Genomic DNA, 24196 nt, shown 5'->3' with positions numbered 1-24196 from the left:
ACTCCTTAGAAAGGAGGTGATCCAGCCGCAGGTTCTCCTACGGCTACCTTGTTACGACTTCACCCCAATTACTAACCCCACCTTCGGCCGCTGGCTCCTTACGGTTACCTCACGGACTTCGGGTGTTGCCAGCTCTCATGGTGTGACGGGCGGTGTGTACAAGGCCCGGGAACGTATTCACCGCGACATGCTGATTCGCGATTACTAGCAACTCCAGCTTCATGTAGGCGAGTTTCAGCCTACAATCCGAACTGAGATGAGTTTTAAAAGTTTTGCTCCACCTCACGGTCTTGCATCTTTCTGTACTCACCATTGTAGCACGTGTGTAGCCCTAGACATAAGGGGCATGATGATTTGACGTCATCCCCACCTTCCTCCCGGTTAACCCGGGCAGTCTCACTAGAGTGCTCAACTTAATGGTAGCAACTAATGATAAGGGTTGCGCTCGTTGCAGGACTTAACCTAACATCTCACGACACGAGCTGACGACAACCATGCACCACCTGTCTCCCTGCCCCGAAGGGCTTCCCTCATTACAGGTAATTCAGGGGATGTCAAGTCTAGGTAAGGTTCTTCGCGTTGCTTCGAATTAAACCACATGCTCCGCTGCTTGTGCGGGCCCCCGTCAATTCCTTTGAGTTTTAATCTTGCGATCGTACTTCCCAGGCGGAATACTTATTGCGTTAGCTGCGGCACAGAAGGAGTCGATACCTCCTACACCTAGTATTCATCGTTTACGGCGTGGACTACCAGGGTATCTAATCCTGTTTGCTACCCACGCTTTCATGCCTCAGCGTCAGTTACGGTCCAGAGAATCGCCTTCGCCACTGGTGTTCTTCCTAATCTCTACGCATTTCACCGCTACACTAGGAATTCCATTCTCCTCTCCCGCACTCTAGATATCCAGTTTCAAATGCAGTTCCCAAGTTAAGCTCGGGATTTTCACATCTGACTTAAACATCCGCCTACGCATCCTTTACGCCCAGTAAATCCGGACAACGCTCGCCACCTACGTATTACCGCGGCTGCTGGCACGTAGTTAGCCGTGGCTTCCTCCTTGGGTACCGTCATTATCGTCCCCAAAGACAGAGCTTTACAACCCGAAGGCCTTCATCACTCACGCGGCGTTGCTGCATCAGGCTTTCGCCCATTGTGCAATATTCCCCACTGCTGCCTCCCGTAGGAGTCTGGACCGTGTCTCAGTTCCAATGTGGCCGATCACCCTCTCAGGTCGGCTACGCATCGTGGCCTTGGTGAGCCGTTACCTCACCAACTAGCTAATGCGCCGCGGGCCCATCTCAAAGCGGATTACTCCTTTAATTAGTAATTCATGTGAAAAACTAATGTTATGCGGTATTAATCTCCCTTTCGGAAGGCTATCCCCCACTTTGAGGCAGGTTGCCCACGTGTTACTCACCCGTCCGCCGCTAATCCATCCCCGAAGGGATTTCATCGCTCGACTTGCATGTGTTAAGCACGCCGCCAGCGTTCGTCCTGAGCCAGGATCAAACTCTCAATTTTAAAGTTTAATCTGTACTCAAATTATTGACGTTAAACTTGTTAGTTTAACTAATACTGGCTTATTTAAAATAAGATTTATATCTTACTTTCACTCTGTTTAATTTTCAAGGATCTTGCCGCATCTCAGCGACTTTTATATCTTATCATGTTTGCTTAACCTTGTCAAGAACTTTTTTTCAAATTCTTTTTTGTTAAGATTGCTGCATCACACAGCTTTAACATAATACCATGTTACTTAAGAAGTTGTCAACATATTTTTCATGTTTTATTTTCTAAGTAACTGTCTGCTCTCTCAAGCGACATGTGTTATTGTATCACACTTTTTATATTATATATATACTATTTTATCATTAAAACCTATTTATATACCTATTACTTTAATTTAAATATAATTTACTTACTTATACTCATATTGATACACAAGGAAGTGTTGCCTTAATTTATTACGTATTTACAAGTTTAATATTTGTTTTTTTCACTAAATAAGTTAAAATATTATGGGAGGTGATTCAAATGCCACAAATAAAAATAAGAGGTATTGATAGAGAAAAAATCTTACCTATAAGTACTGAATTGATTAATGAATTAAAAGATATTATAGGTTGTCCAGAAAATTATTTTACAATAGAACATATTCCTTCTGTATTTATAAAGAATGGCTTAATAGATAATGGATACCCTTTTGTTGAAGTAGCTTGGTTTGATAGAGGCCAACAAATTCAAGATAAAGTAGCTCAATGCATAACTACTTTTATACATAATATAGGTTATAACGATGTAGATATATTCTTCACTGTATTTAAAGAAAATAACTATTACGAAAATGGGAAGCATTTTTAGTACTTTCCGAAATTAGTAATATATTTTAATAGAAGGTTTGACTCCAAAATATATTAAGTTGTGGAGTCAAACTTTTATAATTTTAAAATTCTCTTAAAAAACAACTGAACATATCACATTTACACTTAAATCCAAAATGCTCTAAGGATTTTTGAAGAGCAAATAATACATGACTTACATTATCTATTCTTGCATTCTCACCCATATGACCTATTCTTATTACCTTCCCCTCTAAATACCCAAAAGAACCAGCTATCATCACATCATATCTATCTACCATGTAGTTCCTTAGTTTCTTGTCATCTATTCCATCTGGAACTTTAATTACAGTAACCGTGCTGGAATACCCTTCTTCAGTATATAATTCTAATCCTGCTTCCCTAATTGCATTTCTAGTAGCTGTGGCTATTTTTTCATGTCTAGATAATATGTCTTCATCTTCTAACATGTTATCTATAGCTCTTCTTAATCCAACTATATCACTTATAGGTGGTGTATATGGAAACCACTTATTTTCATAATACTTTTCCCAATTCAATAAATTACAATAAAAAGAAGCTATATCACTTTTTCTATTCTTCATACAATTAAAAGCATCATCACTTATACTTAATATAGTAAGCCCTGGTGGCGCAGAAATGCACTTTTGTGAGCCACCAATCAGTATATCTATTTTCCAATCATCTGTTTTTACTTCTTCTCCTCCCATAGCAGCTACACTATCTACTACAGTAAGAATACCTTTCTCTTTTAATAATGGACATATTAATGATATGTTATTTAGTACTCCTGAAGGTGTATCACAATGTACAACAGTAGCATATTTAAAATTACTATCACTTTCTAAAAAACTTTTTAATTCCTCTATATCTATTTCTCTTTTTCTATCACCCTTAAAAAATACAACTTCACCACCATATATTTTTACAAAGTCACCAAAACCTTCTCCAAATATTCCATTATCTATTACTAAAACTCTATCACCTTTTTCTGTTAGTGATGCACAAGCTGCTTCTAACCCTAATATGCCTTCCCCACTTAGTATTCTCACATGATTTTTAGTCTTTAATAGTGCTCCTATTTTTCCACAAGTTTCTTTATAGAAATCATAAAAATTATAATCTAAATCTGGGTTAGTACATCTAATGCTTCTTGCTAACCTTACATTTTCTCTTACTTCAGTTGGACCTGGCGTCATTATGTGTGGAACATTCATATTCGTATCACTCCTAGCAAACATATTTTAAAGATTTTTGTATAATTATATCATTTTCACCATTTAAGACAAATGTATGAATACAATTTTGTTTTAAATGTTTTGTTTTAAGATATAATAGTTATGTATAATAGGATATATAGTTTATAATAAAATATGCTAAAGTAAATTAATGAAGGGAGTCTTTATAACTATGGATGAAATTTTAAAACAAAAAATAAAGCAAATAAGTGAAAATTACACAGAAGAGAAAATTGGAGGTTTTATTTATGGTGATGGTCCTATTCCTTGTAATATATTATTTGTAGGAGAAGCTCCTGGAAAAACAGAAGTGGAGGAAGGAAAACCATTTGTAGGAGTTGCAGGAAAAAACTTTGAAAAGCATCTAAACTCCATAGGACTATCTAGGAAAGATGTTCATATAACAAACACTTGCTTTTTTAGACCTATAAAGATAAAAGAAAGTTCCTCTGGAAGAACAACCATAAGCAATAGACCTCCTAAAACTTCTGAAGTAAATTTATTTCGTGAAGTGCTAAATGAGGAAATAAATTTAGTTAATCCTAAAATCATTGTAACTTTAGGTAATGTTCCATTAAAGAGGCTAACTAATTTTAAATCTATAGGTGAATGTCATGGTGATCTTTACTTTAATAACGAATTAAAAAGATATGTATTTCCGATGTATCACCCTTCTGCACTAACTTATAATAGAAATGAAGAATTTTACTCTATGTATCAAGAAGATTGGAATAAACTAAAGGAAGCTCTAAATAAAATTTAAATTTAGAGCTTCTTTCACTATACTTAATTTGATATTGCTTCTTTTATAATACTAATAGTATTTTCAATGTCATTTATAGAAACCATTTCTGAAACTGAATTTTTATATTTGCAAGGTACTGCTATTTCTCCTATCCTTATATCTAGTCTTTCATTATGTATTAAGTCACATTGAGAACTTCCGGGACTCACACTATATTGTACATTTATATTTACTTTATTAGCTGCTTCTTCAAGCATACTTTTTATGTACTTATGCATTATAATTGAATTACCCATTAGTTTTAGTACAGGACCTTTATCCAACTCAATCTTATTTAAGCAATCTATAGCATCTTTTGCACTTACTAAATCTATAATAATACAAAAATCAGGATCTATGGAATAAGCAGCAGATCTTATACCTCTTCCACCTAATTTTTGTTCACATGAAAAAACAAAATATACTTCTCTATTTGTATTCTTTAATTCTTTTATTAATCTTAGTAATATGTAACATCCTATTTTATTATCTAATGAAGGACTTACTAAATCATTGCTAGGAAACTCCAAGTAAGGTCCTACTAAACATGCCGTATCCCCTTCTTTAACTTTATTTAGTGTAGTTTCCTTATTCTTTGTTCCTATATCTATAAATATTTCATCCTTATTTAATAAAAGTTTTCCTATAGTTTCATTTTTAAATCTTACAAAACTATGAGATACATTATTGCAATCGAAATTACCTATTTTTTCTGCTCTTATAAGTCCATTTTCTTCTATATAGGAAACCATAAAACCTATACTATCCATATGTGAACAAATCATAAGTTTTTCTTCACCATGTCCTAATTTTACAATCATATTCCCTATTTTATCTTCTTTAATGTCGCACTTAATATCTCTCAATTCATTTTTTATAATATCTTTTATTTCATCTTCATTTCCGCTAATACTAAATGTGTTCATAAGCTTTATTAAACATTTATCCATCAATTACCCTCCTTAAATTATTACAAATTCAGTTTTTATAATTTCCGCGGCAATATCATTTTTATTATACTACAACATAAAAAAAGAAACACTCGTTAATGAGTGTTTCTTTTGGTGGCTTACCGGGGAATCGAACCCCGGACAACATGATTAAAAGTCATGTGCTCTACCAACTGAGCTAGTAAACCATACAACCTGGCAACGACCTACTCTTCCACAGAGCCTCCCCTGCAGTACCATCGGCACTATAAAGCTTAACCATCGTGTTCGGAATGGGAACGGGTGTTACCTTTATGTCATTATCACCAGATATTCTTATTTAATTTTAGAGATTTTGTTATCTCAAAATTGCACAGTGAATTTATTTGGTCAAGCCCTCGACCTATTAGTATCAGTCAGCTGAACATGTTACCATGCTTACACCTCTGACCTATCAACCTTGTGTTCTTCAAGGGGTCTTACTAGCTTACGCTATGGGAAATCTAATCTTGAGGTGGGTTTCACGCTTAGATGCTTTCAGCGTTTATCCCGTCCCGACATAGCTACCCAGCCATGCTCCTGGCGGAACAACTGGTACACCAGAGGTCAGTCCATCCCGGTCCTCTCGTACTAAGGACAGCTCCTCTCAAATTTCCTACGCCCGCGACGGATAGGGACCGAACTGTCTCACGACGTTCTGAACCCAGCTCGCGTGCCGCTTTAATGGGCGAACAGCCCAACCCTTGGGACCTACTTCAGCCCCAGGATGCGACGAGCCGACATCGAGGTGCCAAACCTCCCCGTCGATGTGGACTCTTGGGGGAGATCAGCCTGTTATCCCCGAGGTAGCTTTTATCCGTTGAGCGATGGCCCTCCCACGAGGAACCACCGGATCACTAAGCCCGACTTTCGTCCCTGCTCCACCTGTATGTGTCGCAGTCAGGCTCCCTTCTGCCTTTGCACTCTTCGAACGATTTCCAACCGTTCTGAGGGAACCTTTGGGCGCCTCCGTTACTTTTTTGGAGGCGACCGCCCCAGTCAAACTGCCCACCTAACAATGTCCCGTGACCAGTTTCATGGCCGCCGGTTAGAATCCCAATACTGTCAGGGTGGTATCCCAAGGATGACTCCACAGAAGCTGACGCCCCTGTTTCGCAGTCTCCCACCTATCCTGTACAGACAATATCGAAACTCAATGCTAAGCTGCAGTAAAGCTCTACGGGGTCTTTCCGTCCAATCGCGGGTAGCAAGCATCTTCACTTGCACTACAATTTCGCCGGATTTGTTGTCGAGACAGTGCCCAAGTCATTACGCCATTCGTGCGGGTCGGAACTTACCCGACAAGGAATTTCGCTACCTTAGGACCGTTATAGTTACGGCCGCCGTTTACTGGGGCTTAAGTTCATACCTTCGCTTGCGCTAAGTATTCCCCTTAACCTTCCAGCACCGGGCAGGCGTCAGCCCCTATACTTCAGCTTTCGCTTTAGCAGAGACCTGTGTTTTTGCTAAACAGTTGCTTGGGCCTATTCTCTGCGACCTACTTTCATAGGCACCCCTTCTCCCGAAGTTACGGGGTCAATTTGCCGAGTTCCTTGACAACAATTCTTCCGATGGTCTTAGGATTCTCTCCTCATCTACCTGTGTCGGTTTGCGGTACGGGCACCAACATCCTCCATAGAGACTTTTCTTGGCAGCGTGGAATCAGATACTTCGCGGCATAAAGCCACTCCCCATCACACCTCAACATTAACCAGACGGATTTGCCTGTCTGATCTGTCTAAGTGCTTAGACACACATCCAATAGTGTGCACATCCTATCCTCCTGCGTCATCCCATTTGTAATAACGTCAGTTGGTGGTATCGGAATATCAACCGATTGTCCATCACCTACGCCTTTCGGCCTCGGCTTAGGTCCCGACTAACCCTGAGCGGACGAGCCTTCCTCAGGAAACCTTAGATTTTCGACCAATAAGATTCTCACTTATTTCTCGCTACTTATGCCAGCATACTCACTCCTGTACAGTCCACCGCTCCTTTCGGTACGACTTCACTCCATACAGGAAGCTCCTCTACCGCTCTTTCGAGCCCATAGCTTCGGTGGTAAGTTTTAGCCCCGGACATCTTCGGCGCAGGATCTCTTGACTAGTGAGCTATTACGCACTCTTTAAATGAGTGGCTGCTTCTAAGCCAACATCCTAGTTGTCTTAGAAATCCCACATCCTTTTCCACTTAACTTACACTTTGGGACCTTAGCTGATGATCTGGGCTGTTTCCCTTTTGACTACGGATCTTATCATTCGCAGTCTGACTGCTGAGATACAAGTATATGGCATTCGGAGTTTGATAGGGTTCAGTAACTGTTGTCAGCCCCTAGCCCATTCAGTGCTCTACCTCCACTACTCAATCTCAACGCTAGCCCTAAAGCTATTTCGAGGAGAACCAGCTATCTCCGAGTTCGATTGGAATTTCTCCGCTATCCACAGCTCATCCCATGGTTTTTCAACACCAACGTGGTTCGGACCTCCACGGAATTTTACTTCCGCTTCATCCTGGCCATGGATAGGTCACCCGGTTTCGGGTCTACGACATGCAACTTTTCGCCCTATTCAGACTCGGTTTCCCTTCGGCTCCGTACCTTAAGTACTTAACCTTGCTACATACCGTAACTCGCTGGCTCGTTCTACAAAAAGCACGTCGTCGCACATAAAAGTGCTTCGACCGGTTGTGGACACACGGTTTCAGGTTCTATTTCACTCCCCTTCCGGGGTTCTTTTCACCTTTCCCTCACGGTACTGCTTCACTATCGGTCACCAGTTAGTATTTAGCCTTGGGAGGTGGTCCTCCCTGCTTCCCACAAGGTTTCACGTGTCTCGTGGTACTCTGGAGTAGATCTGACTGCTATTTCCTTTCACTTACAGGGCTGTTACCTTCTACGGCGGAGCCTTCCAGCTCTCTTCAATTAAGAAATCACAGTATTTATGATCTATCCGCAACCCCAGGAACAAGTTCCTGGTTTGGGCTCTTTCCCTTTCGCTCGCCGCTACTTAGAAAATCGATTTTTCTTTCTCTTCCTCCGGGTACTTAGATGTTTCAGTTCCCCGGGTTTACCTCCATAAACCTATGTATTCAGTTTACAGTACAATGCGTTAGCATTGTGGGTTTCCCCATTCGGAAATCTCTGGATCTCAGGCTATTTGCGCCTACCCAAAGCTTATCGCAGCTTATCACGTCCTTCTTCGGCTTCTGGTGCCAAGGCATTCACCATGCGCCCTTTGTAGCTTGACCATTCATGTGAAAATTGTCTTTCAACAATTTTCTTAGTTAAAATCTACAAAGGTTTTTTTACTTATATAATAAGTAGTTTTACCTTTAGCTTTACTTTTAATTTAAAAGTTATATTCACTGTGCAATTTTCAAAGAACAATTTGAAGAATTAGATTCTTCAAAATTAAACAGAGCTATTAAATAAACCTTCAAAGTAGAATTACCTACTTTGTCGACTCCTTAGAAAGGAGGTGATCCAGCCGCAGGTTCTCCTACGGCTACCTTGTTACGACTTCACCCCAATTACTAACCCCACCTTCGGCCGCTGGCTCCTTACGGTTACCTCACGGACTTCGGGTGTTGCCAGCTCTCATGGTGTGACGGGCGGTGTGTACAAGGCCCGGGAACGTATTCACCGCGACATGCTGATTCGCGATTACTAGCAACTCCAGCTTCATGTAGGCGAGTTTCAGCCTACAATCCGAACTGAGATGAGTTTTAAAAGTTTTGCTCCACCTCACGGTCTTGCATCTTTCTGTACTCACCATTGTAGCACGTGTGTAGCCCTAGACATAAGGGGCATGATGATTTGACGTCATCCCCACCTTCCTCCCGGTTAACCCGGGCAGTCTCACTAGAGTGCTCAACTTAATGGTAGCAACTAATGATAAGGGTTGCGCTCGTTGCAGGACTTAACCTAACATCTCACGACACGAGCTGACGACAACCATGCACCACCTGTCTCCCTGCCCCGAAGGGCTTCCCTCATTACAGGTAATTCAGGGGATGTCAAGTCTAGGTAAGGTTCTTCGCGTTGCTTCGAATTAAACCACATGCTCCGCTGCTTGTGCGGGCCCCCGTCAATTCCTTTGAGTTTTAATCTTGCGATCGTACTTCCCAGGCGGAATACTTATTGCGTTAGCTGCGGCACAGAAGGAGTCGATACCTCCTACACCTAGTATTCATCGTTTACGGCGTGGACTACCAGGGTATCTAATCCTGTTTGCTACCCACGCTTTCATGCCTCAGCGTCAGTTACGGTCCAGAGAATCGCCTTCGCCACTGGTGTTCTTCCTAATCTCTACGCATTTCACCGCTACACTAGGAATTCCATTCTCCTCTCCCGCACTCTAGATATCCAGTTTCAAATGCAGTTCCCAAGTTAAGCTCGGGATTTTCACATCTGACTTAAACATCCGCCTACGCATCCTTTACGCCCAGTAAATCCGGACAACGCTCGCCACCTACGTATTACCGCGGCTGCTGGCACGTAGTTAGCCGTGGCTTCCTCCTTGGGTACCGTCATTATCGTCCCCAAAGACAGAGCTTTACAACCCGAAGGCCTTCATCACTCACGCGGCGTTGCTGCATCAGGCTTTCGCCCATTGTGCAATATTCCCCACTGCTGCCTCCCGTAGGAGTCTGGACCGTGTCTCAGTTCCAATGTGGCCGATCACCCTCTCAGGTCGGCTACGCATCGTGGCCTTGGTGAGCCGTTACCTCACCAACTAGCTAATGCGCCGCGGGCCCATCTCAAAGCGGATTACTCCTTTAATTAGTATTTCATGTGAAAAACTAATGTTATGCGGTATTAATCTCCCTTTCGGAAGGCTATCCCCCACTTTGAGGCAGGTTGCCCACGTGTTACTCACCCGTCCGCCGCTAATCCATCCCCGAAGGGATTTCATCGCTCGACTTGCATGTGTTAAGCACGCCGCCAGCGTTCGTCCTGAGCCAGGATCAAACTCTCAATTTAAAAGTTTAATCTGTACTCAAATTATTGACGTTAAACTTATTAGTTTAACTAATACTGGCTTATTTAAAATAAGATTTATATCTTACTTTCACTCTGTTTAATTTTCAAGGATCTTGCCGCATCTCAGCGACTTTTATATCTTATCATGTTTTCTTAACCTTGTCAAGAACTTTTTTTCAAATTCTTTTTTGTTAAGCTTGCTGCATCACACAGCTTTAACATAATACCATGTTACTTAAGAAGTTGTCAACATATTTTTTATGTTTCATTTTCTAAGTAACTGTCTGCTCTCTCAAGCGACATGTGTTATTGTATCATATATTTATAATGTTATATTTGATAATACTAGTACATATCCTGTTTATTCTTTGATTGCTCTATTTTACTTACTATTTACATAGTTTTTCGCTTATAGATACACAAGGCTAAGTTTATGATTTTTTCAATACAAATTTACAACTTTACAACTTTATCTATGAGTTTTGCTATTTACCTAAAAACTCTAAAAGACCTTTCTAGTAATAGTTTAACTAAAAAGATCTTTAATTATGCTAAATAGTATTTACATATTTTATTTCACATTATAAAAAATTTTATGATCTCTCCACTTCCCATTAATGAACAAATATTTTTCACTTACACCAAGTTCTTTAAAGCCACAAGCTTTAAGTACTCTTTGTGATTTTTCATTATCTAATAATGTAGATGCTTCTAATCTATGTAGCCCCATTTCGCTAAATGCATACTCACATACTAATCTCAAAGCTTCCTTCATATATCCTTTACCCTGTTCATCTTCATCTATTGAATAACCTACAAATGCACTTTTGAATACACCCATAACTATATTAGATATTTGTATTTTTCCTATAAGTTTTTTACTTTTATAAACACCAAAATTAACGCTATCTCCATTTAAAAACTGCTTATATGATTCAATCAAGTTTCTTTTTTGTACAGGCAATGTATAAAAATTTTCCTCTCTATCAGGTTCAAAAGGTCTCAAATATTCTTTATTTTTTATATAGTATTTAAGCACATCCTCTGCATCATTAGGGGTCAGTACTGAAACACCTATATTAATACCTTTTATATCTAACTCTCTACATCTGTGCCCATTTTTAAAAATATCAAAATCTATTCCAAACAAAATTTCATCTTTATAAAAATTATTACTAATTATACTGTTAGAGATTACACCTTCTAGCTTAAACCCTAAATCTGTAAAGCACATTATATTTATTTCTTCATCAGCTATGACATTAACTTTATATACATTCATATTTCTAAATAAAGATCTTAAGAATGTTTCCAAAGACTCCTTTAATAACTCATAGCTTGAGCTGCCTGATTTATAAAATTTAATTCTAAAACTACAATATTTATTCTTATCTGAAAGTTCAATAATGAATACCCTTCCTATAGTTATTCCATCTTTATCTCTTATTATATATTCATTTGTACTTCCTTTTACTAAGTCTACAGTAACATACTGTTCCTTTAACATATTAACCTCTCCTAATTTAAGCCTGCACTTTTTCATATTTTATATTTATATAAATTACAAATAATATTATAACATATAATATTAAGTTAAAAATATTGATAATTAGCATTTATATGTTTATATTATTTATATGATTTAAATAGATAAGTTAAGGATGTGTTTTTTTATGAATAAGCAAAATGTAGCTAAATTAAACTTATTTTTAATAGGATTAAGTAGCAGATTCAGTGAAAATAAAGATATATTTAAAGGTATAAAAGTGACCTATAAAGCAGGTTTAAAAAACTTCAACGGTATAGGAGAATATGATAATGGAAATATTAAATTCAATTTTAATGGTACTACTAATTCAATATCGATAAATAAATTAATAGAAATTGTTTGTACTGAAGCTTTAAATTATGATAGTTTAACTTTAACCTATAGTGAAAGAGGCACCGACATATTAATAGAAGCTGATAATACAAATGTAAAAATGAAAAACATAGATGTAAAGGATGAATCTTCTAACGAATTTAATGAAACTTCAACTTTATTAAACAGGAATTACTACATAAAAGTTGGAAGTGCTGATGCTCTGTTAAAAGAGATTGGTATTATGTCCAGCCAAGGTAAAATAAAAAACGATAAAATAAGAAAATATAATCAAATAGATCATTATGTAGAATTATTTGATGAAATGCTAACTAAATTACCTAGAAACAAAGTTATAAACATACTTGACTGTGGATGTGGCAAATCTTATTTAAGCTTTGTACTAAACTATTATTTAACAGAAGTAAAAAAAGTAAAATGCCACTTTATAGGGCTTGACTATAAAGAAAGCGTAATAGAAACCTCTAAAAAAATGGCTAATAATTTAGGTTATAGAAATATGGACTTTTATGCAATAGACATTAAGGATTATGTACCAAAAAATAAAATAAATATAGTTATGTCTCTTCATGCATGTGATACTGCTACAGATATGGCTTTAGCTACTGGAATAAAATTGAATTCCGATGCCATAATTGCAGTTCCCTGCTGTCAAAAAGAACTTCTAGGTCAATATAAATACGAACCTTTTAAAAATATATTAAAATATGGCGTATTAAAATCTCGAATGGCTGACATTCTAACTGATGGCATGAGAGCTTTAATGCTTGAAGCTAAGGGTTATGACGTTTCTGTAGTAGAATATATTTCTCCGCTGGAAACACCTAAAAATATTATGATAAGAGCATTGAAGACTAAAGAAGAAGATGAAGACTTAATGAGTGAATATTTTAATCTTATGTCAAGCTTAAATGTGTATCCTGCATTATATGGCTTTTTAAATGAATGGTAAAAATAAAAAGGGGTATAATTTACCCCTTTTATAAAACTGAACTATTTATTTTCTGCCTCAAATTTCTTCATAAATTCTACTAAAGCCTTAACACCTTCTATTGGCATAGCATTATATATGCTTGCTCTCATACCACCAACAGTTCTGTGTCCCTTTAAGTTATCAAATCCAGCTGCTTTAGCTTCTTTTACAAATTTAGCATCTAATTCAGCTGAATCAGTTACGAAAGGTACATTCATCAATGAACGGTCTTTCTTTTCAACTGTTCCCTTGAACATATTGCTTGAATCAAGATAATTATATAATATAGTAGCTTTTTCTTCATTTCTCTTCTTCATTGCTTCTAAGCCACCTAATTTTTGAACAAGCTTAAATACCTTACCACATATGTATATTCCATATGCTGGTGGTGTATTATACAATGACTTATTATCTGCATGAATTTTATATCTAAGAACAGTTGGAGTACCTGGTAATACATCATCTGTAAGTAAATCTTCACGAATTATTACTACAACAACTCCTGCTGGTCCTATATTTTTTTGAACTCCAGCAAAAATAAGTCCGTACTTAGTTACATCTACAGGCTCTGATAGTATATCTGAAGACATGTCAGCCACTAATATTTTATCACCTGTTTCTGGTATATCATTATATTTAAGTCCATGTACTGTTTCATTATGGCATATATAAACATAATCTGCATCATCAGAAATCTTTAAATTTTTTAAATCTGGTACATACGTAAAATTCTTATCTTCTGAAGAAGCTATAACATTAACTTTTCCATATATTTTTGCTTCTGCTATTGCTTTTTTAGACCATTGACCTGTTTTAATATAGTCAGCAACCTTATTTTTCATTAAGTTCATAGGAATCATTGCAAATTGCTGAGATCCCCCACCTTGCAAAAATAATACCTTATAATTATCTGGAATGTTCATTATTTCTCTTAATGTTTTTTCTGCATCCCCAATTATTTCCTCAAAAGCCTTAGAACGATGGCTCATCTCCATAACTGACATACCAGTTCCTTTATAATCCAACATTTCTGCTGCTGCTTCTCTAAGCACTTCCTCTGGTAATGTAGCTGGTCCTGCTGCGAAATTATATACTCTTGACATTTTAAAAAGCCCCCTTGTTTATTTTAACTTATGAATAAATATTCCACTTCTTAATTTAGGTTCAAACCAAGTTGATTTTGGAGGCATAACCTCCCCTGCATCTGCAACATCTAGTAATTCTTCCATTGAAGGTGGATACATAGAAAAAGCTACTCCTTCATCTTGTTGTTCTGCTACTCTTCGCTCCAACTCTTTAAGTCCTCTAATACCACCTACGAAATCTATTCTATCATCTGTTCTAGGATCCTTAATTCCTAAAATTGGTTTTAACAAATTTTCTTGAAGAATAGAAACATCTAATCTTTTAACAATATCTTGATCATTATAAGTTCCTTCTTTAGCTTCAAGTTTGTACCATTTTCCATCAAGATACATCCCATAAGTATGCTTACAATCTGGTTTATATGGTTCTTCTTTTTCATACATACTTATATTAAATTTTTCTGAAACTTTATCCATGAATTCTTCATTAGAAAAACCATTAAGTTCCTTAACAACTCTGTTATAATCCATTATATTTAAATCAGAATCTGGGAAAAGTACTGATAAGAAGAAATTAAATTCTTCGTCACCTTTATAATTTGGATTTTGTTCTCTTCTTTTTATTCCAACCTTTATAGCGGATGCTGCTCTATGATGACCATCTGCTATATATAAATTATCTATGTTCTTAAAAAGACCAGATATACTGTTAATAGCATTATTATCATTTACAGTCCATACTATATGTTCTACTCCATCTTCTGCTACAAATTTATATAAAGGTTCTTTTTGAGTCCATGTATTTATTATGTTATTAACTTCATCGTTATATCTATAAGTTAAAAAAATCGGACCTGTATTTGAATCACAAGTATTTACGTGGTTAATTCTATCATTTTCTTTATCTTGTCTAGTATGTTCATGTTTTTTTACTACATTATTTATATAATCATCTATAGAAACACATCCTACTATACCAGTTTGTGCCTTTCCATTCATTATAAGTCTATAAATGTAAAAACATGCTTGTTCATCTTGTACAAATATTCCTTTATCGATCATACCATTCAAATTTTCTTTTGCTTTTTCATATACCTTTTCATCATAAGCATTTGTACTATCTGGTAAGTCAATTTCTGCCCTATCTATGTGTAAAAAAGAATATTCATTACCTTCCACCATTTTTTTTGCCTCTTCCCTATTCATAACATCATAAGGAAGGGCAGCAACCCTAGCTGCCAATTCTTTCGTAGGTCTTACTGATTTAAAAGGGTTTAAAACTGCCATTTTACTTCTCTCCTCTCTTTATGCATTAACAGCATTCGCATATTCAAAAGTTTCTTCAATTATATTTACTATTTCATTTCCTATTCTTTCCTGAGCTTCTTCTGTTGATCCACCTATATGAGGAGTTGCACAAACTCTAGGATTATTAATTAATTCTGGATTTGGATTTGGTTCATTTTCAAATACATCAATTCCAGCTCCTGCTACTTTTCCACAATTTAAAGCTTCAACTAAAGCATTTTCATTAACAACTCCACCTCTAGCACAGTTTATCAAATATACTCCATCCTTCATTAGCTTAAATTCTTTTTCGCCTATAACAGCACCGTCTTCTTTATTAAATGGAACATGAATTGATATAAAGTTTGCTTTTTTCAATAAATTTTCTAAAGTACAGAATTGATATTTATCATATCCTTTTGCTTTGCCTAATTTATCTGTATAAATTACTTTCATTCCTAAAGCTTCTGCTCTTTTAGCAACTTCTTTAGCTATTCTTCCAAATCCTATAAGACCTAATGTTTTACCAAATAATTCAACACCTTTATATTTTTTCTTCTCCCACTTTCCATCTCTCATTGTAATGTTAGATATATTTATATATCTTGTTAAAGCAAACATATGTCCAATAGCTAGCTCTGCTACTGATGCACTACTTGCATTAGGTGTATTTCTAACTTCAATGCCATTTTCCCTAGCATATTCTACATCAATATTATCTACTCCAACTCCACCACGAATTATTAATTTTAGTTCCCCATTTTTAGCTTCATCTATTAATGGCTTTCTAGCCTTAGTTGCTGATCTTACCACCATTACATCAAAATCCTTTATTTTTTCTTTAAGTTCATCTTCTTCATAATGTTTATCCACAACTTCAAAACCATCATTCTTTAATTTTTCTATAGCATCCTTTTCCATTCCATCACAAACTAATATTCTTATCATTATTAAGAGCCCCCTTCTATTCATTCCAAAATTTTAATATTTTATCTGCATCTTGCTTTATTCCTACATATCCTAATGTGAATAATTATTTATACATGTTTGATACCTCCAAGTACAATTTTATTTTACAGCTGTACAGCAGTAAAGCGTTACATATACAAAGTTGTACACTGCTGTAGCACATATAGTAAATAAAAAAGCCAATCCATCCACATAGGGACGATTGACTCGCGTTGCCACCCTTATTAGCCACATAATTAAATATATGACTCACTTACTTAAAAATAACGATTTTAACCGTATTACTCATCGTAATAATCCTCCAAGGCGGATTCACAAAAGTACAATTATCAGTTCTCACCATCCACTGACTCTCTTAAATTTACTTTATGCTACTATTCTCTTCATAGGATAAATTTTATTTTTTTCTTACTGCTTGTTTTTTATTATAATTACATTATTACATTTTGTCAACATATATTTTAATTTTTTTTATTTACATTTTAGAATTTTTTTATTTAATTTATTATTAATCTTATTATTTGACCTAATTAACTTTTATCATTTTATCAATTTTCTCAAATAACTTTTTATTACAAGTGCCATTATTATAATTAACACAGTAGTTACAATTTCCAGACATATAACTCATATTTGTAATATTTATATAATCTTTAGGTCTATATTCTTCACAATTTTGTGCTACTAACATTTTATCTTCTAAAGAAATCATAAATTCACTCTCCAAAATAGTAATATCATTTTGTAAATCAAAGTTACCATAACAATATTATTACCCTAATAAAAAATAAAATTACTAAAAATAAAAAATAATTATAAAAAATTTAAAATTCCTTAATTAAAAAAAGCTTCTATAAAAATAATTTTATAAAAGCTCTCTTCTTAATTTAAAATTGATTCTGTTTCAGTACAATACCTGGTAATTAAACATTTTCCTAAGCTTCTTGGACATCTTCTACATATACAATCTTCAGCCTTTCCCTGACACTCCTTGCCATACTCAGGACATACATTACAATTTTTATCAACTACTGGCATTTAATTACCCCCTTGATCCTATCTTTTTGTATTTGCTTTATTTTTTTTCCTTTGTATGTTATAGCATTTACCGGACATACATAAATGCATCTTAAGCATAACATACATTTACTATGAAAAACTGCTTTTCCATCTTCAAACGTTATATTACCTTTTGGGCAATTTGTAAGACAAATACCACATTTAGTACATTCTGATGTAGCCGTAATATTTTTTGAAATTTTAGGAATCATCCTTCTAAAAAAACTTCCACATGTTTTTCCAAGCTTTATTCTTATCAAAGAGTTTTCTTTTTTTAATTTATTATTTTCCATAAAACTTTCAACTATAGTTTTCACCTTACATTCCGCATTATATAAAATTTTATCATATTCATTAACATTGGGTTGTTTGTTTAATAAAAAATAATAATTGTTAGGCATCTTTATACATTCTTCAATAAAAATGTTATATCCTTTGTTTTTTAATTTTTTTGCCATTATAGCTGGTGCTGATGATGATTTTCCACCTTGGGTAGCGTATATAATTGTTTTAAAATTTCTTATACACTTAGGAAGCTTGTTTAAAAAATCATCTACTATTTTCGGCTCTATCTCAGCATAAACAGGAGAACCTATTATTAAAAAATCAAATTGATTACGCTTAACTTCATCAACCTTTTCAATATTTAATAACTCTAAATCTATTTTATTATTCCTAAAATGTTTTTTTAATGTATCTGCTACCCACTTGGTGTTACCTGTACCACTAAAATAATATAATAAACCTTTCATATTAAAACTCCACATGTTTACTTTTTATAAATAATTTATATGTTTAAATCATAATTTTTCTATTCACCATTTTGTTCTCTAGCATACTTTTCCCTATAGCTAACCATTATCTTACTCAATATTTCCGCTGCAGTAGGAGGTGTAAATGTAATAGCATTAGCACCAGCTTCAATGGTTTGTTTTATACTTTCTTCTGTTGGACCACCTGTTGCTATTATAGGGAACTCAGGGTATCGTTGACGTATCTTTTTTACAATATAAGCAGTCCTTTTAGCTCCCGATACATTTAAAATAGTAGCTCCTGCTTCTATTCTTGCTGAAATATCTTCATATTCTGATACTACAGAAACCACTATTGGTATATCTATAGTATCTCTCATTTGCATTATTACTTCATTAGGTGTAGGACTGTTAACTACAATTCCCATGGCTCCTTTAAATTCAGCATCTAATGCTAAATTTACCACTCTTTTACCTGTAGTAATTCCTCCACCTACACCACAAAAAACAGGAATATCAGTTGACAACACAATCGCTTCAGTTATTAACGGTTGAGGTGTAAATGGATATACTGCAATAACAGCATCTGCATTGGTATTTTTTATAACTGCAACATCTGTACTAAATAAAAATGATTTCAGCCTTTTACCAAAGATCCTTATCCCACTTGCTTCTCTAATAACATTAGGCACTTCAATCATATGTCTTCTTAATATACCTTTAATTTCAGGTATATGTTTTGTCATACTATTCCCCCCTTTTCACACCATTAACTTACTATTTATATCATATTATATTACCTTATATTAACATATAATTATTTACATATGCAAATTATATAATTACTTTAATCAAAACGTTTCATTATTGCAGTCATCATTTTCACATCTATATGCTTTTTCTCCATTATAGCCTATTTCCTTTAATACTTTTTTTACTATACCTCTACCTATTTTATCTTCACTCATTTCACATAAAGCATCTTCAATATGATGCCAATCTACCCATTCTACTTCGGAAGATTTATTTATTTCCCCACTGTCATATTCCGCCATAAACGTAAGCATTATTATCTCTTTTGATTCTACACATTCGCTGCCTAAATATTTTAAATTTTTTATTTTAAGTCCAGCTTCTTCAAACACTTCTCTATGAACTGTTTCTTCTACATTTTCACCATTAGTAACATATCCAGATAATAACACTTTAGAATTTTTAAATATATAGCTTTGTTTTAATAATAATATTTTGTCTTCTTTTATTATGGCAACTATAATACAAGGCTTAGGAGTATCAAAATACATAATTTTATCTACTGGGCAATAAGGCACTCCCCCCTCATCCCAACTATATTTTTCTTCTAACTCTCGTCCACAAATTGGGCAATACTTAAATTTCATACAACACCACTCCTATAAGAGCAGTTTCACCTCCTTTACTTAACATCCATTTACGCTTTTATTTATAATTATATTATAGAATTATATAGTTACCTATTCAATTAAAATATACCAATTAAAGTTTAACTGGTATGGATTTATATAAGGTTATGAAGTCTTCACCAACCTTACAATTATAAGCCATTACATGAACTCCATTCTTTTCTGCAAATCTTAAGGCATCTGAAAAAGCTTTATCCATTGTATCATTTGGTGAAAAATAATTTACATTTTCCATTTGAATTAGAAATATTACTGCTGCATCTTTGTTACACTTTTTTACTTCTACTAATTCTAACAAATGTTTCTTTCCTCTTTCTGTAGGTGCATCAGGAAACATTACCTTTCCATCCTCCTCTAAGGTTACTCCTTTAACTTCAACATAACATTCATTTTCCAATTCATCTGTAAGTTTAAAATCAAATCTACTATTACCAAAAGTTTTTTCTCTTTGCACTTTATTATATTTACTGAGTAATTCTATTCTTTTATCATTTAATGCTTCTTCAACTACTTTATTTGGTATTTGCGAATCTATGTTTATTAATACATCACCTTTATATGCTGCTATTAAATCATAGGCCGTTTTTCTATTAGGATTGTCTTCTTGCCTAAGTATTACAGTACATCCTGGTATCAGGATTTCTTTGCATCTTCCTGTGTTAGGAACATGAACCATAGTCTCTACCCCGTTTATTTTTACATAAGCTTGAAATCTATTAGGTCTATTGATAAACTCTGATTTTATAATATTTTTCTTTATAATCAATGTACCATCTCCAATTTTAAAATTTTATTCACACGTTGTTAAAACTTATCCACAAATCTTTTGTTTTTTATTATTTTTTGTGAATTAATTTATTTTATTACTTTTTATTCAGATGCATGTCCATATAAAAATAGCAACTAAAACTAATAGTGTTCTACTAATTTAGCTGCTAAATAACTTTATAAAAATAATTTAAAAATAATAAGAAATATAACGCCTGGTATTCCTAAAAATCCTGCAATAAGTGCTGTTATAGCATTAATTCCTATGTAAAAATTAAAATAACTCCCTACTATATTAACTATTATAAGTAATACAGCTCCCAGCACTGCATTAATTACTAATTTGAATAATATCTTTAAAGGCCAAGAAAATATTTTTACTAATATGTATAGTCCTAAAATGGCAATTAAAAAATATCCTATATATTGAAAATCCATAACTTCCTCCCCCAAAATTTTGTTATTACTAAATTTATATTCTTATATTATAAAAGTATTAACAAAAATGAAAAGTAAAAACTAAAAAAGTCTTTACTTTTATTTCTGTTATTTTAACTATCCTACCTTTACTTCTTGCAATATATCACTGGAAATAACTTTTAAATTACTCTTTTTTGCTTCATTTAATAAATAAGCATATTTAGCTTTTGCCGCTTCTTCCATATATATAGCATAATCTACAAGTCTAGGATCATTAACTAATTCAAAATATCCTACTGCATTTTTTAAATCTTCTCTTGCTTTATCTATTGCATCCAATAATCTCTCTTGCTCTTCAGTATACATATTCTTTCCAGTTATATGTGCAAGTATTTCTTTTCTATTCATAAAAACCTCCTATTTTGTGTAGTACTTATAATAATTGACACAAAATAGACTTAATATTCATTATATCTCTTTTCTTCCTTCTATAGCCTTAGCTAAAGTTACTTCATCTGCATATTCAAGATCTCCACCTACAGGAATACCATGTGCTATTCTAGTTACTTTAACTTCTAACGGCTTTAATACTTTTGATATATACATAGCAGTAGCTTCTCCTTCAATATTTGGATTTGTAGCTACTATTACTTCTTTTACTTCTCCATTTATTCTTCTAATAAGTTCTTTTAACTTTATATCTTCAGGACCTCTTCCAGCCATAGGAGATATGTTTCCATGAAGCACATGATAAACTCCATTAAACTCCTTAACCTTTTCTATTGCTATAATATCTTTAGGTTGTTCTACAACACATATAGTACTTTTGTCTCTATTTGGATTAGAGCATACTGCACAAGGATCACTGTCTGTAAAATTACCACATATAGAACAATATTTTATTGTTCCTCTAGCTTTAATTAAAGCTTCAGCAAATTCTTTAACCTCTTCTCCAGGTAAATTTAAAACATGAATTGTTAATCTTTGTGCTGTTTTATACCCTATCCCTGGTAGTTTAGCAAACTCTTCTATCAGCTTTTCTATTGCAATTGGATAAAAATCCACCTTTTTTCACCTCAACTTAAAACCCCATCTTTAAAAGATGGGGTTTTCCATATTTTTTAGAACATTCCTGGCATATTCATTCCACCTGTTAATTTTTTCATTTCTGAAGCAGTTTCGTCTTCTGCCTTTTTAAGTGCTTCATTACATGCACTTAAAACTAAATCTTGAAGCATTTCTACATCATCAGGATCAACAACTTCAGGCTTTATTTTTATATCAATTATTTCTTTTTTACCATTTGCTACTGCAACTACTGCGCCACCGCCAACTGTTGCTTCAAACTCCTTGTTTTTTAAATCACTTTGCATATCTTCCATTTGCTTTTGAAGCTTTTGTGCTTGCTTCATTAAGTTATTCATGTTTCCTCCACCGAAATTAGGAAATCCACCTTTTGCCATAATTAATTCCTCCTTAATTCACTTTACATAATTTCAATTATACCATATTTTTTTGTTTATTCATCAATTATTTCTACTATATCTTCTCCAAAAGCATCCTTAATTACTTGCTCTGGTGAATCATTTACACCATTCATATTTTGAAAATCTATATGATACTGTACTCTTACTTTTTCTTTTAATACTTCAGAAAATATAGCTTCTACAATTTTTCTATTTTCATCTTTTTCTAATCGTTCCTTATTGAAAGAATAATCTTTGTCATATCCAATAGTTATTATTCCTTTATCGCATGCATCAACTTGACCTGTAGTTAATGCTGCAAATAAAACCATATGTCGTTTACTTTTAAAAGCTTCTAATATGTCCTTCCAACTTCTTTTTACTATATCCACAGTAAGTTTTGAATAAACATTTTGTTCCATTACAGGTTGTGCTGCTTCTTTAACTACATCCTTTTTAGTTATGTTTTTCTTCACTTCATGTTTTGTTGTTTTAGAAGTATTCCTTTCATAAGAAACCTTTATTTCTCCTTCTCTTATAGCTTCTTCTAGTCTATTCAACCTTGCAAGTATAACTTCTTTTGAAGTATCATACTCTATTTTACACATCTTTATTACTGCCAGTTCTAAATATATCCTACTTTGTTTTGTCCATTTTGATTGTTCTTCTGCATCTTGGAGTATTCTTATATTTCTCATAATTTCTTCTGATTTCGTTTTTTTAGATTGTTCCTTCAAAAGTTCTATATTTTCCTCAGACATATCTAAAATTTCTTCAGGTTCTTTAGAAACCTTTACCATTAAAAGATTTCTTAAATGGGTAATCATATCTCTAATAAAGTTATAAATATCCTTACCACTAAGAACTATATCATCAATTACTTTCATGGACTCTTCTACATTTTTATCTATTATACTATCTGCAAGTTTTATCATATTTTCATTAGTAACAAGTCCAAGCATACTTACAACTGATTCATATTCTACCTTTCCACCACCCATGGATATTGCTTGATCTAATATACTTAAGGCATCTCTCATAGCACCATCACTCATTCTAGCTATTAAATTTAAACTTCTATCATCTGCAAAAATGCCTTGTTCTTTAACTATATCTCTCATCCTGCCAAAAATATCTGAACTTTTTATTCTCCTAAAATCAAATTTCTGACATCGTGAAAGTATAGTAACTGGAAGCTTTTGTGGATCTGTTGTAGCAAGTATAAATATAACATTTGAAGGTGGTTCTTCTAATGTTTTTAAAAAAGCATTTACTGCTTCAGCAGTTAACATATGGACTTCATCCATTATATATACTTTATATTTACCCTCTTGAGGCGGATACTTTACATTTTCTATAACATCCTTGATATCCTCCAAACGTCTTTTAGACGCTGCATCCATTTCTATAACATCAATAGAAATTCCTGAATTTATCTTTTTACACATATCACATTCATTACAAGGTTCTCCATCTCTCAAATCTGTGCAATTCACTGCTTTGGCTAAAATTTTAGCTGTAGAGGTTTTTCCTGTACCTCTTGTGCCTGAAAAAAGATATGCATGTGCTATTCTATTATTCCTTATTTGATTTTTTAATGTAACAGTTATATGCTTCTGTCCCACTACATCATCAAAAATTCTAGGTCTCCATTCTCTATATAATGCAGTATAAGCCATTAAATCACCTTCTTCTAACTTTCTAACTACCTATATTATACATTAATAAACACTTAATAGTTAATATAATAAAAAAAGACACC

Annotated in this window: 20 protein-coding genes, 1 tRNA gene, 4 rRNA genes and 1 other annotated feature; of the genes, 3 read left to right on the top strand and 22 right to left on the bottom strand. The window is 34.2% G+C overall.

The window, feature by feature from the left end:
* Positions 1–9 precede the first annotated feature (9 nt).
* Positions 10–1521, bottom strand: a 16S ribosomal RNA gene (locus tag Ccar_RS21035).
* 513 nt (positions 1522–2034) lie between these two features.
* Here Ccar_RS21035 and Ccar_RS21030 point away from each other — a divergent pair.
* Positions 2035–2361 carry a DUF1904 domain-containing protein gene (locus Ccar_RS21030; protein WP_007064243.1) on the top strand — a complete coding sequence of 109 codons (327 nt, stop codon included), beginning with the start codon at positions 2035–2037 and terminating at the stop codon, positions 2359–2361.
* A gap of 82 nt (positions 2362–2443) precedes the next feature.
* Here Ccar_RS21030 and Ccar_RS21025 read toward each other — a convergent pair whose 3' ends face one another.
* Positions 2444–3577: a pyridoxal-phosphate-dependent aminotransferase family protein gene (locus Ccar_RS21025; protein WP_007064242.1), complete on the bottom strand. Its 1134-nt coding sequence runs from the start codon at positions 3575–3577 to the stop codon at positions 2444–2446.
* A 193-nt stretch (positions 3578–3770) separates the two neighbouring features.
* On the opposite strand from Ccar_RS21025, the gene Ccar_RS21020 reads away from it, so the two are divergent.
* A complete protein-coding gene (locus tag Ccar_RS21020; protein ID WP_007064241.1) occupies positions 3771–4361 on the top strand; it encodes a uracil-DNA glycosylase in 591 nt (196 codons plus the stop codon).
* 23 nt (positions 4362–4384) lie between these two features.
* Here Ccar_RS21020 and Ccar_RS21015 read toward each other — a convergent pair whose 3' ends face one another.
* The 6 genes from Ccar_RS21015 to Ccar_RS20990 all read right to left on the bottom strand — a co-directional run bounded on the left by Ccar_RS21015 (position 4385) and on the right by Ccar_RS20990 (position 11838).
* A complete protein-coding gene (locus Ccar_RS21015) occupies positions 4385–5332 on the bottom strand; it encodes a zinc-binding metallopeptidase family protein (RefSeq protein WP_007064240.1) in 948 nt (315 codons plus the stop codon).
* A 112-nt stretch (positions 5333–5444) separates the two neighbouring features.
* A tRNA-Lys gene (locus tag Ccar_RS21010) sits at positions 5445–5520 on the bottom strand.
* A 5-nt stretch (positions 5521–5525) separates the two neighbouring features.
* Positions 5526–5642: ribosomal RNA gene (gene rrf / locus Ccar_RS21005) — 5S ribosomal RNA — on the bottom strand.
* Positions 5643–5697: 55 nt separating this feature from the next.
* Positions 5698–8596, bottom strand: a 23S ribosomal RNA gene (locus Ccar_RS21000).
* 223 nt (positions 8597–8819) lie between these two features.
* Positions 8820–10331 (bottom strand): 16S ribosomal RNA (locus tag Ccar_RS20995).
* Together the 16S, 23S and 5S rRNA genes with 1 tRNA gene alongside form the textbook arrangement of a ribosomal RNA operon.
* A gap of 571 nt (positions 10332–10902) precedes the next feature.
* Positions 10903–11838: a GNAT family N-acetyltransferase gene (locus tag Ccar_RS20990; RefSeq protein ID WP_007064059.1), complete on the bottom strand. Its 936-nt coding sequence runs from the start codon at positions 11836–11838 to the stop codon at positions 10903–10905.
* Positions 11839–12004: 166 nt separating this feature from the next.
* Here Ccar_RS20990 and Ccar_RS20985 point away from each other — a divergent pair, with 166 nt between their 5' ends.
* On the top strand, positions 12005–13165 hold the full coding sequence (locus Ccar_RS20985) for a class I SAM-dependent methyltransferase (protein ID WP_007065042.1): 1161 nt from the start codon (positions 12005–12007) through the stop codon (positions 13163–13165).
* A 41-nt stretch (positions 13166–13206) separates the two neighbouring features.
* Here Ccar_RS20985 and serC read toward each other — a convergent pair whose 3' ends face one another.
* The 14 genes from serC to dnaX form a co-directional block, all read right to left on the bottom strand.
* Entirely contained in the window at positions 13207–14289 is a 1083-nt protein-coding gene (gene serC / locus Ccar_RS20980; RefSeq protein ID WP_007064055.1) for a 3-phosphoserine/phosphohydroxythreonine transaminase, read from the bottom strand.
* Positions 14290–14307: 18 nt separating this feature from the next.
* The gene (locus Ccar_RS20975; protein WP_007065041.1) at positions 14308–15558 is read right to left on the bottom strand and encodes a DUF1015 domain-containing protein; all 1251 of its coding nucleotides are present in this window, start codon (positions 15556–15558) and stop codon (positions 14308–14310) included.
* Positions 15559–15576: 18 nt separating this feature from the next.
* Positions 15577–16506 carry a D-2-hydroxyacid dehydrogenase gene (locus Ccar_RS20970; RefSeq protein WP_007064052.1) on the bottom strand — a complete coding sequence of 310 codons (930 nt, stop codon included), beginning with the start codon at positions 16504–16506 and terminating at the stop codon, positions 15577–15579.
* 212 nt (positions 16507–16718) lie between these two features.
* Positions 16719–16923: a binding site (T-box leader), on the bottom strand.
* A gap of 130 nt (positions 16924–17053) precedes the next feature.
* On the bottom strand, positions 17054–17239 hold the full coding sequence (locus Ccar_RS20965) for a hypothetical protein (RefSeq protein WP_007064051.1): 186 nt from the start codon (positions 17237–17239) through the stop codon (positions 17054–17056).
* A gap of 170 nt (positions 17240–17409) precedes the next feature.
* Positions 17410–17565, bottom strand: a complete 156-nt coding sequence (locus tag Ccar_RS27150) for a hypothetical protein (protein ID WP_007064050.1) — start codon at positions 17563–17565, stop codon at positions 17410–17412.
* The gene (locus Ccar_RS20955) at positions 17556–18338 is read right to left on the bottom strand and encodes an EFR1 family ferrodoxin (protein WP_007065039.1); all 783 of its coding nucleotides are present in this window, start codon (positions 18336–18338) and stop codon (positions 17556–17558) included. The genes Ccar_RS27150 and Ccar_RS20955 overlap by 10 nt, the downstream gene beginning before the upstream one ends.
* A gap of 59 nt (positions 18339–18397) precedes the next feature.
* Positions 18398–19084 carry a beta/alpha barrel domain-containing protein gene (locus tag Ccar_RS20950; RefSeq protein WP_007064327.1) on the bottom strand — a complete coding sequence of 229 codons (687 nt, stop codon included), beginning with the start codon at positions 19082–19084 and terminating at the stop codon, positions 18398–18400.
* 105 nt (positions 19085–19189) lie between these two features.
* Entirely contained in the window at positions 19190–19738 is a 549-nt protein-coding gene (locus Ccar_RS20945; RefSeq protein WP_007065038.1) for an NAD(+) diphosphatase, read from the bottom strand.
* 115 nt (positions 19739–19853) lie between these two features.
* Positions 19854–20546 (bottom strand): DNA/RNA nuclease SfsA, encoded by a 693-nt coding sequence (sfsA, locus tag Ccar_RS20940; protein ID WP_007062886.1) that lies wholly within the window; start codon positions 20544–20546, stop codon positions 19854–19856.
* Positions 20547–20725: 179 nt separating this feature from the next.
* Complete coding sequence (locus tag Ccar_RS20935) at positions 20726–20986, bottom strand: pro-sigmaK processing inhibitor BofA family protein (protein WP_007062885.1); 261 nt, start codon at positions 20984–20986, stop codon at positions 20726–20728.
* A 117-nt stretch (positions 20987–21103) separates the two neighbouring features.
* Complete coding sequence (locus Ccar_RS20930) at positions 21104–21376, bottom strand: YaaL family protein (protein ID WP_007062884.1); 273 nt, start codon at positions 21374–21376, stop codon at positions 21104–21106.
* 60 nt (positions 21377–21436) lie between these two features.
* Positions 21437–22033, bottom strand: a complete 597-nt coding sequence (gene recR / locus Ccar_RS20925) for a recombination mediator RecR (protein WP_007062883.1) — start codon at positions 22031–22033, stop codon at positions 21437–21439.
* A 56-nt stretch (positions 22034–22089) separates the two neighbouring features.
* On the bottom strand, positions 22090–22431 hold the full coding sequence (locus Ccar_RS20920) for a YbaB/EbfC family nucleoid-associated protein (protein WP_007062882.1): 342 nt from the start codon (positions 22429–22431) through the stop codon (positions 22090–22092).
* A gap of 56 nt (positions 22432–22487) precedes the next feature.
* Positions 22488–24113, bottom strand: a complete 1626-nt coding sequence (gene dnaX / locus Ccar_RS20915) for a DNA polymerase III subunit gamma/tau (RefSeq protein WP_007062881.1) — start codon at positions 24111–24113, stop codon at positions 22488–22490.
* Between the last annotated feature and the right edge of the window lie 83 nt (positions 24114–24196).

The organism is Clostridium carboxidivorans P7, assembly GCF_001038625.1.
Taxonomy (GTDB): Bacteria; Bacillota; Clostridia; order Clostridiales; family Clostridiaceae; genus Clostridium_AM; species Clostridium_AM carboxidivorans.
This window is presented reverse-complemented; position numbering and strand designations above follow the sequence as displayed.

Excerpts from the sequence above, each read along its gene's own strand:
- Ccar_RS27150 (WP_007064050.1), bottom strand. The coding sequence starts at position 17,565 with ATGCCAGTAGTTGATAAAAATTGTAATGTATGTCCTGAGTATGGCAAG.
- Ccar_RS21020 (WP_007064241.1), top strand. The coding sequence starts at position 3,771 with ATGGATGAAATTTTAAAACAAAAAATAAAGCAAATAAGTGAAAATTAC.
- Ccar_RS20920 (WP_007062882.1), bottom strand. The coding sequence starts at position 22,431 with ATGGCAAAAGGTGGATTTCCTAATTTCGGTGGAGGAAACATGAATAAC.
- Ccar_RS21015 (WP_007064240.1), bottom strand. The coding sequence starts at position 5,332 with ATGGATAAATGTTTAATAAAGCTTATGAACACATTTAGTATTAGCGGA.
- Ccar_RS20955 (WP_007065039.1), bottom strand. The coding sequence starts at position 18,338 with ATGAAAGGTTTATTATATTATTTTAGTGGTACAGGTAACACCAAGTGG.
- Ccar_RS20950 (WP_007064327.1), bottom strand. The coding sequence starts at position 19,084 with ATGACAAAACATATACCTGAAATTAAAGGTATATTAAGAAGACATATG.
- Ccar_RS20990 (WP_007064059.1), bottom strand. The coding sequence starts at position 11,838 with ATGTTAAAGGAACAGTATGTTACTGTAGACTTAGTAAAAGGAAGTACA.
- Ccar_RS20935 (WP_007062885.1), bottom strand. The coding sequence starts at position 20,986 with ATGGATTTTCAATATATAGGATATTTTTTAATTGCCATTTTAGGACTA.
- Ccar_RS20945 (WP_007065038.1), bottom strand. The coding sequence starts at position 19,738 with ATGAAATTTAAGTATTGCCCAATTTGTGGACGAGAGTTAGAAGAAAAA.
- Ccar_RS20985 (WP_007065042.1), top strand. The coding sequence starts at position 12,005 with ATGAATAAGCAAAATGTAGCTAAATTAAACTTATTTTTAATAGGATTA.
- Ccar_RS20975 (WP_007065041.1), bottom strand. The coding sequence starts at position 15,558 with ATGGCAGTTTTAAACCCTTTTAAATCAGTAAGACCTACGAAAGAATTG.
- serC (WP_007064055.1), bottom strand. The coding sequence starts at position 14,289 with ATGTCAAGAGTATATAATTTCGCAGCAGGACCAGCTACATTACCAGAG.
- Ccar_RS20930 (WP_007062884.1), bottom strand. The coding sequence starts at position 21,376 with ATGAATAGAAAAGAAATACTTGCACATATAACTGGAAAGAATATGTAT.
- Ccar_RS21025 (WP_007064242.1), bottom strand. The coding sequence starts at position 3,577 with ATGAATGTTCCACACATAATGACGCCAGGTCCAACTGAAGTAAGAGAA.
- Ccar_RS20970 (WP_007064052.1), bottom strand. The coding sequence starts at position 16,506 with ATGATAAGAATATTAGTTTGTGATGGAATGGAAAAGGATGCTATAGAA.
- dnaX (WP_007062881.1), bottom strand. The coding sequence starts at position 24,113 with ATGGCTTATACTGCATTATATAGAGAATGGAGACCTAGAATTTTTGAT.
- Ccar_RS20965 (WP_007064051.1), bottom strand. The coding sequence starts at position 17,239 with ATGATTTCTTTAGAAGATAAAATGTTAGTAGCACAAAATTGTGAAGAA.
- Ccar_RS21030 (WP_007064243.1), top strand. The coding sequence starts at position 2,035 with ATGCCACAAATAAAAATAAGAGGTATTGATAGAGAAAAAATCTTACCT.